Raw genomic sequence first — 14,337 nt, forward strand, 5'->3', positions numbered from 1 at the left:
TTTTTATAGGGATATACTTTTAAATTTTACGTAGAATATATCTTTCAGGCGGGCCGCTCCCCTGCTCAGCTTGAAAATATAATAATTTACTCGGTATGCATGAAATTAAACAAGGTAAACCACACCAAATAACTTTTTCTATTGCACATTCTAATCCCATAAAACTCACATCAATTTCACTAATAAGGGACATTACGTAACAAGAATCCTTTGCTCCATATTTTTGGGGATAGATTCAAAATACATAGAATTTAAGATAGTGTCATGGTTATGCGCCAAACGCCCTAATGCCTTCACTCTTTTTTAGGTGAAGTTAGTTCAAAAATAATTCTATCCTGGATTTTTTTTTGAAAAAAACTCCTAACTATGAGTTCTTCATATTCTTTATCCATGTATCTTTTATCCTCCTATATTCTTAAAGTCACCTTTTCTGAAAAATATAAGTGGTGTGACATATATATTAATTAACTTTGGACATCTCCAGTATCTCCTTGCGCTAAAAAAATCATTTAATTACATCTTATTATTTTCATGTTGCACAAATATCAAAATTATTACTAGCAATTGTTAAAAGCGCACCATCATATTGAATAAATGCACACGCCGATGATGGAACTAATTCGATTTGTGGTACAACACATTCTCCCATTAAACACTTCATCAATTTACTTTGATTTATTTCCTCTAGTTTAATACCAACGCTATTTCCTAAACTGATAATAGCAAAAGTATTTTCTATACTTACACCATAAAAATACTTGATTATATATGATACTTCTGTCCTTGGTATAGAATCAAAAACAAAGAAAATGTTCCTTCTTCCCGAATCAAAAACTGTGTAGGAAATGTTTTTAGACTCTATTTCTTCTTTCACATTTTTTCCTCAGATTTATCTACATGTACAATAAACTGATTAATCCTCTCTTGAACAAGTAAACTTAAATTATCAACATTACGAGTATAATCATCAAATAAATCTGTTTCATAAATATCAGTTATATTACTAACACGGTATATATTTGCATCTTCAATACGTTGAACCTTTTCGAATGTAAACTCCATAATACACCTTCTTTTCTCTCAAAGTTATATTTATTCCCATCCTATTCTCATTTAATAATATTAAGTTTATTATTCCTAATTGTTTTTATAAATCAATAATAATCTAATTCTCCTCACAGAGAATCCGCTTTTCACCTTATAATACGCTACTTGTAGAGTACGCATACCGTTCCCTTTTCCATATCTGTTTCGTATAACGGATTAATGTTGTCTCCATTTAAATCAAAATTCCGAATTATAGCCATTTAAATCCCTAGCTTCTTTAAAGTAATTTCTAAATTTATCATCAATATTTCTATCGTTACTTAATAACAACATTAAACTGGAATCCCAACAAACAATTTCAATTTTTGCTTGAGGGTGCTGAATATTTGGACTTGGTACCCAGAACCCTTCGTTTCCATTTGCATAGGGTTCTACAAGCAAATTATGAATATCAATGTTTATAGACTTATCAAATGCAGATAGTACGCCCCAAATAAATTGAGGATTATATTTCTTTACGAGATTTGAAAGTTCTTCACCTGCTATCCAAACTATTGGATGCGACATTTTAGGATAATCTCGGATAAGTTTCTCTTCCTGATGTGCGACAATCTCTATGTCTGTTATAAGCCAATTAAACTCTTTTTCCCTACCTTGAAATGAGTCAAAAACGGAAGCTAAAACTGTATGTTTAGATCCATGTAAAATGAAGTTCATACAATCCCTCCAATTAGTCACAACCGATAAGTTAGCCTTTTTGAACTTATTATGTGTAGATGATTAAACAAATACCAATGAATACTGTTACTATACACAATATAATAGTTGTTGCAGTATCTAGCAAAATGCTTACGGCTAGAAAAACTATTGATTTTAGAGCAAAAGAAGCCCCTTTTTCTTTCCATTGCCGATAAATTTGTATCATTGCATAAATTAATGGAATCATACCACCTATAATCAGAATAATCCCTATTATTTTCCCCATGTTTCCTCTCCTTTTAAAAATTCGAATAAATAAATATACTATATAATCATACGCCCTCAGAATATATCCTTATATTTTTGGAGTTATTTTACACATACAAAACTCTCTAATCATAACTACGCTCGTATTAAGCGCATTGTTAGAAGTTATATAATCTTTCATTCTGTAATTAACGGAACTTTCTATCAGATGTACGATTGCCATTCGCGTGATACGTTAAAGATTCGTTTCCGAATTTTACAAGTTGATTCCCATCATTGAATGTTGCCGCTATAGATTTTGTTTCTTTTCCATTCTCTACAACTTTCACACTCGTACGGTTACCAAATCCGTCATATGTGTATGATTTACTTGTTCCGTTTGGCAATGCTTCATTTAATAGTTGGTTGATCGGGTCATATACAAAGTTTGTCTATCATGATTCTTTTTGCATCACTTTTTAATAAGATTATCCCACACACCATATATGTTTTTACCACTAAGCTACCTTAATATATACAAAGAAAGAAGAGCTTATATAAGCTCTTCTTTCTAAAAATAGTTCTCAAAAAGACATGAATCTTTTTCTATCCCTTCAAAACATCTGGATAATCACTTGATTTCCCATTAAAAAGGTTCAATCCAATGAGCTCCTTCGTTCGCTGTTCTAACAGTAAAAATTCTTCTTCCTTCTTATCATTTAAAACTGTTAGTAGTCCTTCGTTTAGCGGAAAAGAATTAGACCATGGAAGAGATTGAAGCTTATCCTTCCCTATAAAATCAACAAATGATTTCCCGAAATAATTATATTCAAATATTCCGGGTATTCTATTCTTTATTGTTCCTGTTATATGTTGTCTATCTACCATTTTTTCATCACTGATATATCCGTATATAGCATTAAATTCAACCAATGCTCCTTCAAAAAAACTTAGTATTTCTTTTTGGTATTTAGTAAAAATTTTCTTTGTGAACGATATAGTTAAATAATTGATACTCTTTCCCCTAGAATCTTTCCACCACGCTACATTAAACCAAAAGCCATTTCCTCTCCCAAGCATTCCACCGGCTGTACCCATCATCTCATCTAACTCAAAATCATAGCAACCTGGTTCTTCATGCATCCACATCTTCAAAGCCTGTTCAATTGTAAATACTTTATTAATTGGTTCATATTGTGCCATTTTTGTAAATTTCAATCTCATTTTTTCGATTGCTTCAAAGAAAAATATTGCATATTCATGCGAAGAAATATCTTCCTTCGTATAAATATCTAATTGTATAGACATAAAAACCTCCATTTTTTAAATTTATAAATATTATCTATAAGTATAATATTTATTTTTTCCATAGCGTACTTTTATTTTCCCACCAGATTTGTTAATCGCATTTATTAACGGCTTGGAAACTTTAGAATGTTTAGAAACTATCAAATCAATCCGCTTACCTGACTTCGCATATTGTTTAAACTGCTTGGAATATGATATCTTTCGGACATCTTTAATTTCTGTAATTCTCCCTTTAGATAAACTATTAGGAATCCGGCCCATTACCTTTTTAGTATTTTTCGCTAATCCAAGCTCTTTTAATACTTTCTTTTCAAAACCTCGACCTCTAGCATATCTCTATATATAGTGCCTAGCTTTTTAGCTGCATAGCGAGCTACATGAGGGGCAGCCATTCTCGCTCCAGCCACTACAAGTGGAGCAACAGGTATATTACCATCTGGATCGATTAACATTACTGGATTATTATCTACATACGTATATCCATTTTGTGTCACAGGATCATCTTCATCACCTGGCTCTGGATCTATCGATAAGAACACACCATGTTCTGGATTATAGTATCTCGCAATCAGATAATACATGCCAATTTCTATATCATACATGTATCCCGCATATCCAAATGGATTATCTGCTGCGATACCTTTTACTTCGCTCTTTAATACGTTACCCCACGAATCATATTCGTACGTTGCTACAACTTCTTTGTTTTGATTCGTCATCGTAACTACATCACCACGAAGGTTGTAATGATAGTATAGCGTTTCTTCTTATGATTTTATAATCAATAAAAATTAATGTATACACAAAGAGAGAAGAGGCTAATTTAGCTCTTCTCTCTTTCCATTACTTCTCTGTTTATTTTTCCTCTTTCACTTCTTCTACATCATATATTTACAATTCAAATAACGAATTTACTATCCATTGTTCATAAATTTTCTTCAATATAATTTTTAGCTACCTCATTGTTTGGGTCATCTTTTAATATATCCTTTGCCCAATTCATAGCTGATTTTTCTTCAAAAACATCATTTGGAACACTAGCAAAAAACAATAAAAACTCCCTATATTGCATATTATTAGGCTCCAATTCGATACACTTCTTTGCATGATAAAAAGCAGCTAGGTATGCCCCCTCTAAATGACATAGTGGATGACATAAAATATCTGATGCTAGTGAATGTAATCTAGCATCATTTCGACTCTCTAAATAACTAGTCAAGAAAGTGTATATAATAATATTGGGTTCATTAAAAGACCATTCTGTTAATAAATCCTCTAATTCCTCAATACTTATTTTATTTGCATATGCTATCGCATTTCCAATGTCTCCTCGATAAATTGCATCTTTTAACAAATCATTCATTATTTTATCCACCCATTTGATATATATATCTTCCCGTTCTTTTTAGCATACGTAACCGTTACTTGTTGTCCTTTCACCTTCATAGTTCTTTGATAACTTGATTTTTTATATGGAGTTTCCTTTCCTCATTACCTTCCCCATAACTTTAGAAACAGATTTAAAATCACCTGGTTATTTTGTAACTTTATTCCAATTGCACTTTGGAGCTAAAATATGCTGTACTTTATTAGTTTGCTTCCCTATATTTTTTAATTCTTTGTTCACAGCCCTAGAGTGTTTATAATTATTATAAGCTGCCTTTACCTTGTTGCCTACCCACTTCCCTGCCTGTTTACCATATTTAACACCAGCACGGATTGCATATTTCGCACCATACCTAGCTGCTATCATTCCACCTGCAATTGCAACCGGTACTAACCATGCCCACTTACCATCTGGATCCGTCATCATAACCGGATTATTATCCGCATAAGTATACCCATTCATCGTAACCGGATCATCCTCATCGCCCGGATCAGGATCCACCGATAAGAACACACCATGCTCTGGATTATAATAACGCGCAATCAAGTAGTACGTACCAATCTCTTTATCATACATGTATCCCGCATATCCGAATGGATTGTCTGCTGCGATACCTTTCGCGTCACTTTTTAATACGTTACCCCACGAATCATATTCATACGTTGCTACAACTTCTCTATTTTGATCTGTCATTGCGACTACATCACCGCGTGGGTTGTAGTGATAGTATAATGTTTGTCCTTGTGATTTCATAGCCATACGTAAACCATTTACGGAATAGACATATTGGCGAAGTACCTTTCCACTACCATCTGTTTCATACAGCGGATTAATACTATCTCCATCATAGAAATAACGTGTTACTTGACCATTTACACTCTTTTCAATACGCCGATTATCGTCATCATATTTATAAGTTGCGATTGCATTGCTTTCACCTTGTTTTGTAATAGATACAAGTTGGTCATCTTCATTCCATGTATATTTATACTTTCCATCAGACGTACGATTACCATTCGCATCATACGTTAATGATTCATTTCCGAATTTGACAAGCTGATTTCCTTCATTGAATGTTGCCGCTATAGATTTTGTTTCTTTTCCATTCTCTACAACTTTCACACTCGTACGGTTTCCAAATCCATCATATGTGTAAGATTTACTTGTTCCGTTTGGTAATACTTCATTTAATAATTGGTTAATCGGGTCATATACAAAGTTTGTTTCTGTTACTTTTCCGCCCGTACCTTCATGTTTAATCTTCGTACGGTTACCTGCTTGGTCATATTCATATCGTTCAGAAAGCAGAATACTGTTTGATGTACCTACTACTAGGTCTTTAATTTTGTTCGCATGGTCATAGTTAAACGTCGAACCTGAACCATTTCCGGCTGTATACGTACGAACATTTCCTTGATCGTCATAGTCAAATCGATACGTTTGCGAACCGTCTGTCACACGAATGTTTTGATTTAAATTGAAGTTTAAAAATAAATACATCTATCATAAAAAAGAAAAGACGATTTCTTTTCTCATTTATGCTTGTAGTATCCCAATCCGATTTAACGATTGATAAAATAAGACAAGGGCTTTTTTGGAATCATCGGTTAAACTTGCAATTTAGTTGAAGAAGGAACGTAACTGGTGATGCGGAAAAACGTAGTATATAGAAGACTATGTAAGGAGTTTGTCATATGATTGATAACAGAATTTCGAAAGATTATGATCATGAAATAGATGATTCTTTAAAAGAAATTACAGATACAACCATCTTACTTAATTTTCAAAAAGCGATTGTAAGTTTATACCCTCATCTAATACCAATTCATGCTTTTGCCTATGACGCATGGGATGATATTGTAATGCCATTGTTTTATGAAATGGTATATAAAACTTTTGCTTTTAAATACGGGATAGATATTAACTTTAAAGAAACTCATACCTATATGTTTTCGCTTAATAGTTATAAAGGGATACATCACATCGAGTGTGTTCCAAAGTGCACAACATTTAAGATTTATATTAACGAATAATGGATTGAAATGGATAATAAAAGTTTGAAAGAAAATGTATTTGTATTTAAGTCATTTGGGGATGGATTGCATTTTCTAACTGGTGGAATTGAAATTGAAGATGCTTATCGTGTAGGATTTGACCTTGTTGAGGTTGATATTGTTTCTACCATAACAGGTCTTCCATCTAAAACAAGTATTTTTATTGATAAAGAGCATGTAGACTTTGTGTTTGTCGCAGAAACACATGATACAAATATCCAAAATTAAAAATTTTATGTAAGAACGTAGGAAGAATATCTTCATTACTACTCGTATCAAATAGTTGTTTGAACACGCTCCGCTATTATATATACAAACTTCCGACTACATTTCATATGAGAAAAAGTTATTACGATAAACAAAGAAAAGGTCTCCTAAAATATCTTTTAGGAGACCTTTTCTTCATTACACTTGCATCGCTTTCTCTCTCAATGCTCTTCTTAACAACTTACCAGTCGTATTCTTCGGTAATTCTATTAAAAACTCAATGCTTTTCGGCACTTTATATTTCGCTAAATGTAACGTACAGTAATGCATTAGTTCTTCTTCTGTTACGTTCGTTTGTTTCAGAACGACGTAAGCTCGCACTGCTTCTCCTAAGTTTTCATCAGGAACACCGATTACAACAACTTCCGCTACTGATTCGTGCGTATATAATACTTCTTCTACTTCACGAGGGTATACGTTATAACCGCCAACTAAGACGATATCTTTTTTACGATCAACGATATAGAAGTAACCTTCTTCATCCATTTTCGCCAAGTCACCTGTATATAGCCAGCCGTCTTTCAATGTCGCAGCTGTATCTTCTGGTGCATTATAGTATCCTTTCATAACGTTAGGTCCGCGAACGATTAATTCGCCGACTGCGCCGACAGGTACTTCTTCCCCAAGTTCATTCACAATTTTATTTTCTACATGCCAAATATTTGTGCCAATCGACCCTGGTTTACGAGGACGATCTAGCGGATTGAAACAAGTAACTGGTGATGCTTCTGATAAACCGTATCCTTCTGAAACAATAACGTTAAAACGTTTTTCAAAGTTTTGTAGAAGAGCAACAGGCATCGATGCGCCACCGGAAATACAAAGACGAAGCGTCTTCACATCTTCTGCGCTTGCTTCTTCAAATAAATATAAATAATTGTACATCGTCGGTACGCCAGCAAAGATCGTTGGTTCGTACGTACGACAAATACGGAATACTTCTTTCGGACTAAATTTCGGTAACATTAAAATCGTTGCCCCGTTCACAATCGGTGCATTTACCGCAACTGTTAAACAGAATACATGGAACATAGGCAGTGCCGCAACAACGCGGTCATCAGCCGTATATTGTAAATACGAAGCCACATCGCTCGCATTACTATATAAATTTTTATGTGTTAACATAGCGCCTTTCGGTTTTCCAGTTGTGCCCGAAGTGTATAGGATAACCGCTACATCTTCTTCATCTAGTTCAGGACCTTCGTAAGTTGTATCTCCAGTCCCCACAAAACTAGTAAACGTTTTCATTTTTTCGGTTTCTGTATGGTTAAAATCTGATGAGGTTTCGCATATGATGATGTTTTCTAATGAAGGAAGTCTTGTTGTAAGAGATTGTATAACAGGTAGAAGGACGTCGAGTACGATGATTGTTTTTACATCTCCATTTTGTAAAATATAATGCATTTCGTCTGCTGTATAAATTGGATTAACTGGAATAACAGTTGCTCCGGCTTTCATTGTTCCGTATAAACCGACCAAAAAATGTGGTGAGTTCCCAACAACTAATGCGACATTGTCCCCTTTTCCAATGCCCATTTCTGCTAAATTGCCAGAAAACCTTGTGACCATTTTGTTTAATTGGTCATATGAGACCGACTGATCCATAAATATATAAGCCGGTTTATCCCCCTTCTTTTTTGCCGTTTCAGCCAAAGATTGAACGAGATTCACAAAAACCCCACCTTTATAAAATTTAGAATATTTAAAAATTCTAAATTAATTATATTAAAAGAAAATTAAAGTGGCAAGTGATATTCTATTAACTGCATATAGACAGACCACCTACTCTTAGTTTACTTTGGAAAAATAAGGGGATTTTATTTGTAAGTAATTTATGAAACTAGACCAGAAATCATTTTAGGATAATATGCATTCATCTTTTCTCTAAGTTTATTAAGTTCCTCTTTATTTAACGTCGTATGCTCGCCGTGCAAGTTAAGAGCGTCCGCTCCATCTTCATGAAAATACACCGTAACATATAATGTCGGTAACCCTGTATTGTCTTCATCTATTGAAAAAACGACATCTGGTGTCTTATTAACAGTGCTGAATGTTTCATTTCTTTTCCACTTCTTATTTTGAAACATGTCTTGTATTTCCTGTATCTTTCGTCTGTTATCTGTATGCGTAAAATATATAACATTATCCTCAGCCGGTTTTCCGATAGACAAAATTGTACGACTTGAGGGCAATCCACTGTTACACGCTGTCATTCCGATGACGAAGCTGAGCAATAATATAACGTACATTACTCTTTTCATTTCGATTCGCCTCCTTTTCATATATATATTCCTTTATAAGAGGCAGATGTCCTGTAAGTATACATTTTGTGGTAAATGGAATTATATCGACAAAACTACAAAAAGAAAGAGGCTGCCTTTATGGCAGCCTCCCTCATTTTTAGAAGAATAAATGTAAGAAATCTTCTGTTGTAATGTTACCGAAGTAGCGTGCGATATCTACGCCTTCTAAAGCTGCAGTGAATGCATCTTTATCGAACTGAACGCCTGTTAGACGCTCTTCGATATCATGAACATCTAGTGAACCGAAGAAGTCGCCGTAAATTTTACATTCTGTTACTGTTCCTTTTTTCACTTCAAGACGAACATCAACTTGTCCAACTGGGAAGCGGTGTGAATGTTGTAAGTTGAACTTCGGTGATTTTCCGTAGTTCCAATCCCAATTTTGGTAACGTTCTTCAGAAAGTTTGTGGATCTCTTTCCAATCATTTTCTGTTAATTCATACGTTGGGATTTCTGTTTCTCCTTCGAAAATTGTTTCTAGAAGAAGTTGTCTAAACTCCTCTGTCGTCATTTCTTTGTTTAGGAACTCTGTAATGTTCGCAACGCGGCTACGGATTGACTTAATTCCTTTTGATTGAATCTTATCCATTTTTACTTTTAACGCTGATACGACGTGATCGATTTCAGAGTCAAATAGTAACGTACCGTGGCTGAACATACGACCTTTCGTTGCGAACTGTGCGTTACCTGAAATTTTTCTACCTTCAGCTAAAATGTCGTTACGACCACTTAGTTCAGCATTTACGCCTAATTTACTAAGCGCTTTCGTTACAGGCTCTGTGAATTTTTTGAAGTTGCTGAAACTGTCTCCATCATCTTTCGTAATAAAACTGAAGTTTAAGTTTCCTAAATCATGATATACTGCGCCTCCGCCTGATAGACGACGAACGACATGAATACCTTTTTCTTTTACGTAATCTGCATTAATTTCTTCTACTGTGTTTTGGTTTTTACCAATGATAATCGAAGGCTCATTAATGTAAAACAGTAAATATGTTTCGTTAATATCTAAATTCTTCACACAATATTCTTCAATCGCTAAGTTTATTCTAGGGTCTGTAATTCCTTTATTATCAATAAATAACATCGTATCACCTCATGAGTTCCATACGTAGCCACTATGCGCTAGCGTAATGTGACCACTGAAAATTTGTTTTGCTTCTGTTACTAAATCAGATGGGTTGCCTGTATGCGGTAAGTGCGTTAATAAAAGTTCTTTTACATTCGCATCTTTTGCAATACTTGCTACTTCTGTACTATTCATATGCCCTGCTTTTGCAGCCTCTTGATGTGCATACATATTACACTCACAAATGAAAAGATCAGCATCTTTCGTGAATGGAATAAACTCAGGAATATAACTGGAATCAGCGCTGTATACTACGATATCACTACCTGCTGTAATGCGCATCGCAAAGCATGTAACAGGATGAACAGTTTTTAAGAATGAAATCGAGAACGGTCCAATTTGAAGTGTTTCTTCTGGATTGTACGCGATTCCTTTCGTATGCGGTTCATGTGTTAAAGAATGGAAACCATTCTCATCAAACGTATGACCGTATATTGGTAGTTCTGGTAGTTGCCTTGTTGTCGCGCTCGTAATTAATCTCGCATATTGCAATACCCCAATATCTGCAACATGATCGTGATGATAGTGCGATAGTACAACTGCATCTATATCAGACGGTGTTATATATTTTTGAAGCTGTGCTAGTACACCACTACCACAGTCTACAAGTAAACGAAAACCATCGTGTTCAAACAAATACCCCGACGTTGCTTCTCCCGCTTCTGGAAAGCCGCCCCAAAAGCCGACAACAGTCATTTTCATATGTATCCATCCTTTCTAAAACCGAGTAGGAATGCAGTTTTTCTCCGTACTTGAGAAAGTTTTTTACTTACATCCTACATTGTTAACTATAATCCATTTCCTAAACTTTTTCATTAATTTTCAATTTTGTTATAAAACAGTTGTTGACTTTTATTTTTTGTACTAATACAATGATAGTAAGAAATGGAAATGGAGGGATTGACATGATCGATCAACCAATGGAGTTTTTCAGAAATTTACCGACGAAAACTTGTGCGCACTGTGGGAAAGAAATTGATGAGCAACACGAAGCATACCATAACAAATGTGACGATTGCGTTCACGAAGAATAGTAGTTTGTGAACATAAAAAAACCTAGCAGACATAGTCTACTAGGCTAATAACATCTTATCCTTCATCGTTGAACCTTTCACCAAGAGCTCCAGTTCAAACTCATACAATTCTTTTTTCCGATAATTTTTCGTATGGATTTTATCCATCATCAGGTCGACAACTTTTCGGGCCATTTCATCAATTGGCTGTTCAATAGTCGTAATACCTGGTTCTGTAATCTGCGATAATATTTGATTATCAAAACCGATAACAGCGAGATCATCTGGAATGCTCCAGTTATGGCGTTTCGCCTCTGAGATAATTCCAGCTGCTACCTCATCGCCTCCTGCCAAAATCGCGGTAGGATTTTTTTTGTCCTTTAATACTTCATGGAATATTCGTTTTCCATCCTCCCAAGAGAAAGCGTTTTCAAGAAAGTCAATCGCTTCTACTTGGCGGCTCTTCTCAGTTATTGCACGTAAAAAGCCCATTTTTCGCTGCTGGCTAACGACTTTGGTTTCGTTACCACGGCAAAAAATAAGATTACGATATCCTTGATCTAACACATGCTTCGCAGCTATGTATGCTCCTTGCGCATGATCAAACTTCACTGTTGGAATATTTGCTTCCTCAATATATTCATTACACAACACGATTGGACCGTGCTGTAAGTATGGCTCTACATCTTCCCACGGATTTTCTAGTGAACATAGAATAATCCCATCTACTTGCTTCGTAGATAATAATTGTAAATACTCCATCTCTTTTTCCGGTAAATATCTTGTTTGACAAATAATCAGTTTATATTTATGTTCAGAAGCAGCAATCTCGATTGCTTCGATAAATCTACTGAAGAAAGGATTTGTAATCCTTGGAACGAGCACCGCAATTGTTTCTGTTTTTTGTTTACGAAGCCTTCTCGCCGCAGAATTAGGAACGAAGCCTAAATGCTTCATTGCTAATTGAACCCTTTTTTTCTTCTCATCTGAAACATATGGATGATTATTAATCACCCTAGAAACCGTTGTCCTTGATAACCCCGCTAATTTCGCCACGTCCTCTATAGTCGACACGAAATTCTCCCCCTTTGCATGAAAACGTTTTCTTAAATTGATTATATAGTATATTATTGGAAACTGCAATATCGGTTGTTATGATTTTACTATATTAATATTATACATAGGTAAAAGTCTGTTAATGCATGGGCAATATACTGCTTTTAGAAATTTACGTTATGTACATTCCTTTTCTTAATACCATATATCCTTTATTCAATATAAAACCCCATCAATACGTCATCTCCATATGATCCATCTTCATACTTTATTTGCTTTCGTTGTCTGCCTTCTTCTACAAAGCCCATACGTTTGTACACTTTAATTGCCCGATCATTAACAGAAACTACACCTAAACAAATTTTCTCTAAACCTTTCTGCCCTTTCGCCCAACTAATAAGAAATTCAATTAATTTCGTGCCGATGCCTTGATTACAATACGCCTCTTTAATCCCCATTCCCATTGTGCCTGCGTGTTGTAACCGTTCTAGTTCATATCGGTTGAAAATTAAAAAGCCAACTACCTTCCCATCTACTTCATACACGATATAAAGATTACCTTTCTCATTACTTTTCCGTATCTTTTCTCTTTCTGCATTCATATCATTCGGTAACTTCTTTGGGGATACTATGAAAAATTTTGTAGTAGTTTCCGATAATATAATTTCTTTTCTAATATTCATAATTGCTTCTGCATCAGTCTCTTTTACTAACCGTATCATTGAATCACCTCGTACTTTTTCTTTTAAAAATAATATTACAACTATAAAACGGCCAATATGCAATATTACATATTGAGAATCTTTTACTCTTGATACAATATTCATATATCAAAATAAAAGGAATGTATACAATGAATCCAATCTTAACAGCTGCAAAACAACTATTACATAAAGAAGAAAAAATTTTATCTACTTTAAAATGTTCACTTACTGGCTATATGATTACGCATAAAGTCCCGTATCCTGGCATGTTACTTGCTACTAATCAAAGACTTCTCTTTTTTAGCCAATATAAAAACACATTCATTGCCGAATTTGATTATGAAAAAATTCTATCCATAGAAACGAAGAGAAGAATCTTTGACAAAAAAATAATATTTTACTATGAAGATGAACATATAACGCTTGGATACATTACAAGTTCGAATGTTGAAGCGTTCATAGACTTACTACAAAGAAACAGCAAGACTAGCACAGGCTTATAATCAGCGGGGATCCCCTCGCTGATTCATTATTTTAACTCCTCCCACTTCGTCCAAACTTCTCTCCCGTTTATACAGTACATATTATCCTCTCTATTCATAAACCCCTGTACAATAAATTCACGTCTAATTGTACAAAAATCATCATGATATTGTTTTATAAATGTATTAATTTCTTTTTCTGTATATTGATTTTCAGCATTTAACTTGCTAATTAAATGCTCTAACAATACTAGTTTTTTCTTCTTTTGACCTGGAATCGATTTTAAACGATCCTCTTTATCGAAAAAGTTACGAATGGTCGTATCCCGGAATTTCATTTCACTTTCAGTCATTTTGTTATCCTCCATCACTTTTTTTCTTTATCTTTTCACTTAAAATATCAATAAAGTAATATCCACCCATTAACACATAATAGAACGTAAGTATTCCAAATGCATCTTTCATACTTGTATATACTTCTTTATCAAACAATATAGGTGAAAGGGCATAAACAAGAAAGATTATTAGCGGATTTACGATAAAATAATAAGTAAGATTGCCTTTCATCATATCAACTCCTCTACCCTATGTTTCTCTGTAAATTGTTGTAATTCCTTTTCTTTCGTTTCTATAGCTTTTAGA

Annotated in this window: 15 protein-coding genes and 5 pseudogenes; 3 read left to right on the forward strand and 17 right to left on the reverse strand. The window is 34.3% G+C overall.

The window, feature by feature from the left end; all coding sequences use genetic code 11:
• Positions 1 to 529 precede the first annotated feature (529 nt).
• From IQ781_RS10050 to IQ781_RS10095, 9 genes and pseudogenes are all read right to left on the reverse strand, one after another.
• A pseudogene (locus tag IQ781_RS10050) lies at positions 530 to 1,062 on the reverse strand (hypothetical protein).
• Between the two features lie 222 nt (positions 1,063 to 1,284).
• Positions 1,285 to 1,764 carry a hypothetical protein gene (locus tag IQ781_RS10055; protein WP_139846969.1) on the reverse strand — a complete coding sequence of 160 codons (480 nt, stop codon included), beginning with the start codon at positions 1,762 to 1,764 and terminating at the stop codon, positions 1,285 to 1,287.
• A gap of 49 nt (positions 1,765 to 1,813) precedes the next feature.
• On the reverse strand, positions 1,814 to 2,032 hold the full coding sequence (locus IQ781_RS10060) for a hypothetical protein (RefSeq protein ID WP_139846968.1): 219 nt from the start codon (positions 2,030 to 2,032) through the stop codon (positions 1,814 to 1,816).
• A 172-nt stretch (positions 2,033 to 2,204) separates the two neighbouring features.
• Positions 2,205 to 2,444, reverse strand: a pseudogene (locus IQ781_RS10065) (RHS repeat domain-containing protein); the annotation flags it as partial.
• 154 nt (positions 2,445 to 2,598) lie between these two features.
• A complete protein-coding gene (locus tag IQ781_RS10070) occupies positions 2,599 to 3,300 on the reverse strand; it encodes a hypothetical protein (protein ID WP_139846967.1) in 702 nt (233 codons plus the stop codon).
• Between the two features lie 30 nt (positions 3,301 to 3,330).
• A pseudogene (locus IQ781_RS28300) lies at positions 3,331 to 4,064 on the reverse strand (RHS repeat-associated core domain-containing protein); the annotation flags it as partial.
• 161 nt (positions 4,065 to 4,225) lie between these two features.
• Positions 4,226 to 4,663, reverse strand: a complete 438-nt coding sequence (locus IQ781_RS10085) for a hypothetical protein (RefSeq protein ID WP_139846965.1) — start codon at positions 4,661 to 4,663, stop codon at positions 4,226 to 4,228.
• On the reverse strand, positions 4,663 to 4,746 hold the full coding sequence (locus IQ781_RS28430) for a polymorphic toxin type 35 domain-containing protein (protein WP_242808310.1): 84 nt from the start codon (positions 4,744 to 4,746) through the stop codon (positions 4,663 to 4,665). Before IQ781_RS28430 ends, IQ781_RS10085 begins: the two co-directional genes overlap by 1 nt.
• Positions 4,747 to 4,981: 235 nt before the next feature.
• Positions 4,982 to 6,163: pseudogene (locus IQ781_RS10095) on the reverse strand (RHS repeat domain-containing protein); the annotation flags it as partial.
• A gap of 218 nt (positions 6,164 to 6,381) precedes the next feature.
• Here IQ781_RS10095 and IQ781_RS10100 point away from each other — a divergent pair.
• A pseudogene (locus IQ781_RS10100) lies at positions 6,382 to 6,969 on the forward strand (hypothetical protein).
• A gap of 177 nt (positions 6,970 to 7,146) precedes the next feature.
• Here IQ781_RS10100 and IQ781_RS10105 read toward each other — a convergent pair.
• The 4 genes from IQ781_RS10105 to IQ781_RS10120 form a co-directional block, all read right to left on the reverse strand.
• Positions 7,147 to 8,679 carry a fatty acid--CoA ligase family protein gene (locus IQ781_RS10105; RefSeq protein WP_006916060.1) on the reverse strand — a complete coding sequence of 511 codons (1,533 nt, stop codon included), beginning with the start codon at positions 8,677 to 8,679 and terminating at the stop codon, positions 7,147 to 7,149.
• Between the two features lie 161 nt (positions 8,680 to 8,840).
• Positions 8,841 to 9,269, reverse strand: coding sequence for a hypothetical protein (locus IQ781_RS10110; protein ID WP_063220298.1), 429 nt, complete (start codon positions 9,267 to 9,269; stop codon positions 8,841 to 8,843).
• A 139-nt stretch (positions 9,270 to 9,408) separates the two neighbouring features.
• The gene (lplA, locus tag IQ781_RS10115) at positions 9,409 to 10,398 is read right to left on the reverse strand and encodes a lipoate--protein ligase (protein WP_139846964.1); all 990 of its coding nucleotides are present in this window, start codon (positions 10,396 to 10,398) and stop codon (positions 9,409 to 9,411) included.
• A gap of 9 nt (positions 10,399 to 10,407) precedes the next feature.
• Positions 10,408 to 11,142, reverse strand: coding sequence for an MBL fold metallo-hydrolase (locus tag IQ781_RS10120; protein ID WP_000784668.1), 735 nt, complete (start codon positions 11,140 to 11,142; stop codon positions 10,408 to 10,410).
• Between the two features lie 203 nt (positions 11,143 to 11,345).
• Between IQ781_RS10120 and yhfH the strand changes: the two genes are divergently transcribed.
• Positions 11,346 to 11,474 carry a protein YhfH gene (gene yhfH, locus IQ781_RS10125; RefSeq protein WP_000567010.1) on the forward strand — a complete coding sequence of 43 codons (129 nt, stop codon included), beginning with the start codon at positions 11,346 to 11,348 and terminating at the stop codon, positions 11,472 to 11,474.
• Positions 11,475 to 11,513: 39 nt separating this feature from the next.
• Here yhfH and IQ781_RS10130 read toward each other — a convergent pair whose 3' ends face one another.
• Positions 11,514 to 12,527 (reverse strand): LacI family DNA-binding transcriptional regulator, encoded by a 1,014-nt coding sequence (locus IQ781_RS10130; RefSeq protein ID WP_000103715.1) that lies wholly within the window; start codon positions 12,525 to 12,527, stop codon positions 11,514 to 11,516.
• Positions 12,528 to 12,721: 194 nt separating this feature from the next.
• Positions 12,722 to 13,231 (reverse strand): GNAT family N-acetyltransferase, encoded by a 510-nt coding sequence (locus IQ781_RS10135; RefSeq protein ID WP_000620467.1) that lies wholly within the window; start codon positions 13,229 to 13,231, stop codon positions 12,722 to 12,724.
• A 131-nt stretch (positions 13,232 to 13,362) separates the two neighbouring features.
• Here IQ781_RS10135 and IQ781_RS10140 point away from each other — a divergent pair, with 131 nt between their 5' ends.
• On the forward strand, positions 13,363 to 13,716 hold the full coding sequence (locus IQ781_RS10140) for a PH domain-containing protein (RefSeq protein ID WP_001068218.1): 354 nt from the start codon (positions 13,363 to 13,365) through the stop codon (positions 13,714 to 13,716).
• Positions 13,717 to 13,742: 26 nt separating this feature from the next.
• On the opposite strand, the gene IQ781_RS10145 is transcribed toward IQ781_RS10140, so the two are convergent.
• Together IQ781_RS10145 and IQ781_RS10150 are read right to left on the reverse strand one after the other, a co-directional pair.
• A complete protein-coding gene (locus IQ781_RS10145) occupies positions 13,743 to 14,048 on the reverse strand; it encodes a DUF2087 domain-containing protein (RefSeq protein WP_000140291.1) in 306 nt (101 codons plus the stop codon).
• A gap of 4 nt (positions 14,049 to 14,052) precedes the next feature.
• A complete protein-coding gene (locus IQ781_RS10150) occupies positions 14,053 to 14,265 on the reverse strand; it encodes a hypothetical protein (protein ID WP_001986098.1) in 213 nt (70 codons plus the stop codon).
• Positions 14,266 to 14,337 lie beyond the last annotated feature (72 nt).

Origin of the sequence: Bacillus sp. N447-1 (genome assembly GCF_022701035.1) — a bacterium.
GTDB classification, from domain to species: domain Bacteria; phylum Bacillota; class Bacilli; order Bacillales; family Bacillaceae_G; genus Bacillus_A; species Bacillus_A cereus.

Excerpts from the sequence above, each read along its gene's own strand:
- IQ781_RS10060 (WP_139846968.1), bottom strand. The coding sequence starts at position 2,032 with ATGGGGAAAATAATAGGGATTATTCTGATTATAGGTGGTATGATTCCA.
- IQ781_RS10110 (WP_063220298.1), bottom strand. The coding sequence starts at position 9,269 with ATGAAAAGAGTAATGTACGTTATATTATTGCTCAGCTTCGTCATCGGA.
- yhfH (WP_000567010.1), top strand. The coding sequence starts at position 11,346 with ATGATCGATCAACCAATGGAGTTTTTCAGAAATTTACCGACGAAAACT.
- IQ781_RS10085 (WP_139846965.1), bottom strand. The coding sequence starts at position 4,663 with ATGAATGATTTGTTAAAAGATGCAATTTATCGAGGAGACATTGGAAAT.
- IQ781_RS10150 (WP_001986098.1), bottom strand. The coding sequence starts at position 14,265 with ATGATGAAAGGCAATCTTACTTATTATTTTATCGTAAATCCGCTAATA.
- IQ781_RS10055 (WP_139846969.1), bottom strand. The coding sequence starts at position 1,764 with ATGAACTTCATTTTACATGGATCTAAACATACAGTTTTAGCTTCCGTT.
- IQ781_RS10140 (WP_001068218.1), top strand. The coding sequence starts at position 13,363 with ATGAATCCAATCTTAACAGCTGCAAAACAACTATTACATAAAGAAGAA.
- IQ781_RS10070 (WP_139846967.1), bottom strand. The coding sequence starts at position 3,300 with ATGTCTATACAATTAGATATTTATACGAAGGAAGATATTTCTTCGCAT.
- IQ781_RS10120 (WP_000784668.1), bottom strand. The coding sequence starts at position 11,142 with ATGAAAATGACTGTTGTCGGCTTTTGGGGCGGCTTTCCAGAAGCGGGA.
- lplA (WP_139846964.1), bottom strand. The coding sequence starts at position 10,398 with ATGTTATTTATTGATAATAAAGGAATTACAGACCCTAGAATAAACTTA.
- IQ781_RS10135 (WP_000620467.1), bottom strand. The coding sequence starts at position 13,231 with ATGATACGGTTAGTAAAAGAGACTGATGCAGAAGCAATTATGAATATT.
- IQ781_RS10145 (WP_000140291.1), bottom strand. The coding sequence starts at position 14,048 with ATGACTGAAAGTGAAATGAAATTCCGGGATACGACCATTCGTAACTTT.
- IQ781_RS28430 (WP_242808310.1), bottom strand. The coding sequence starts at position 4,746 with ATGAAGGTGAAAGGACAACAAGTAACGGTTACGTATGCTAAAAAGAAC.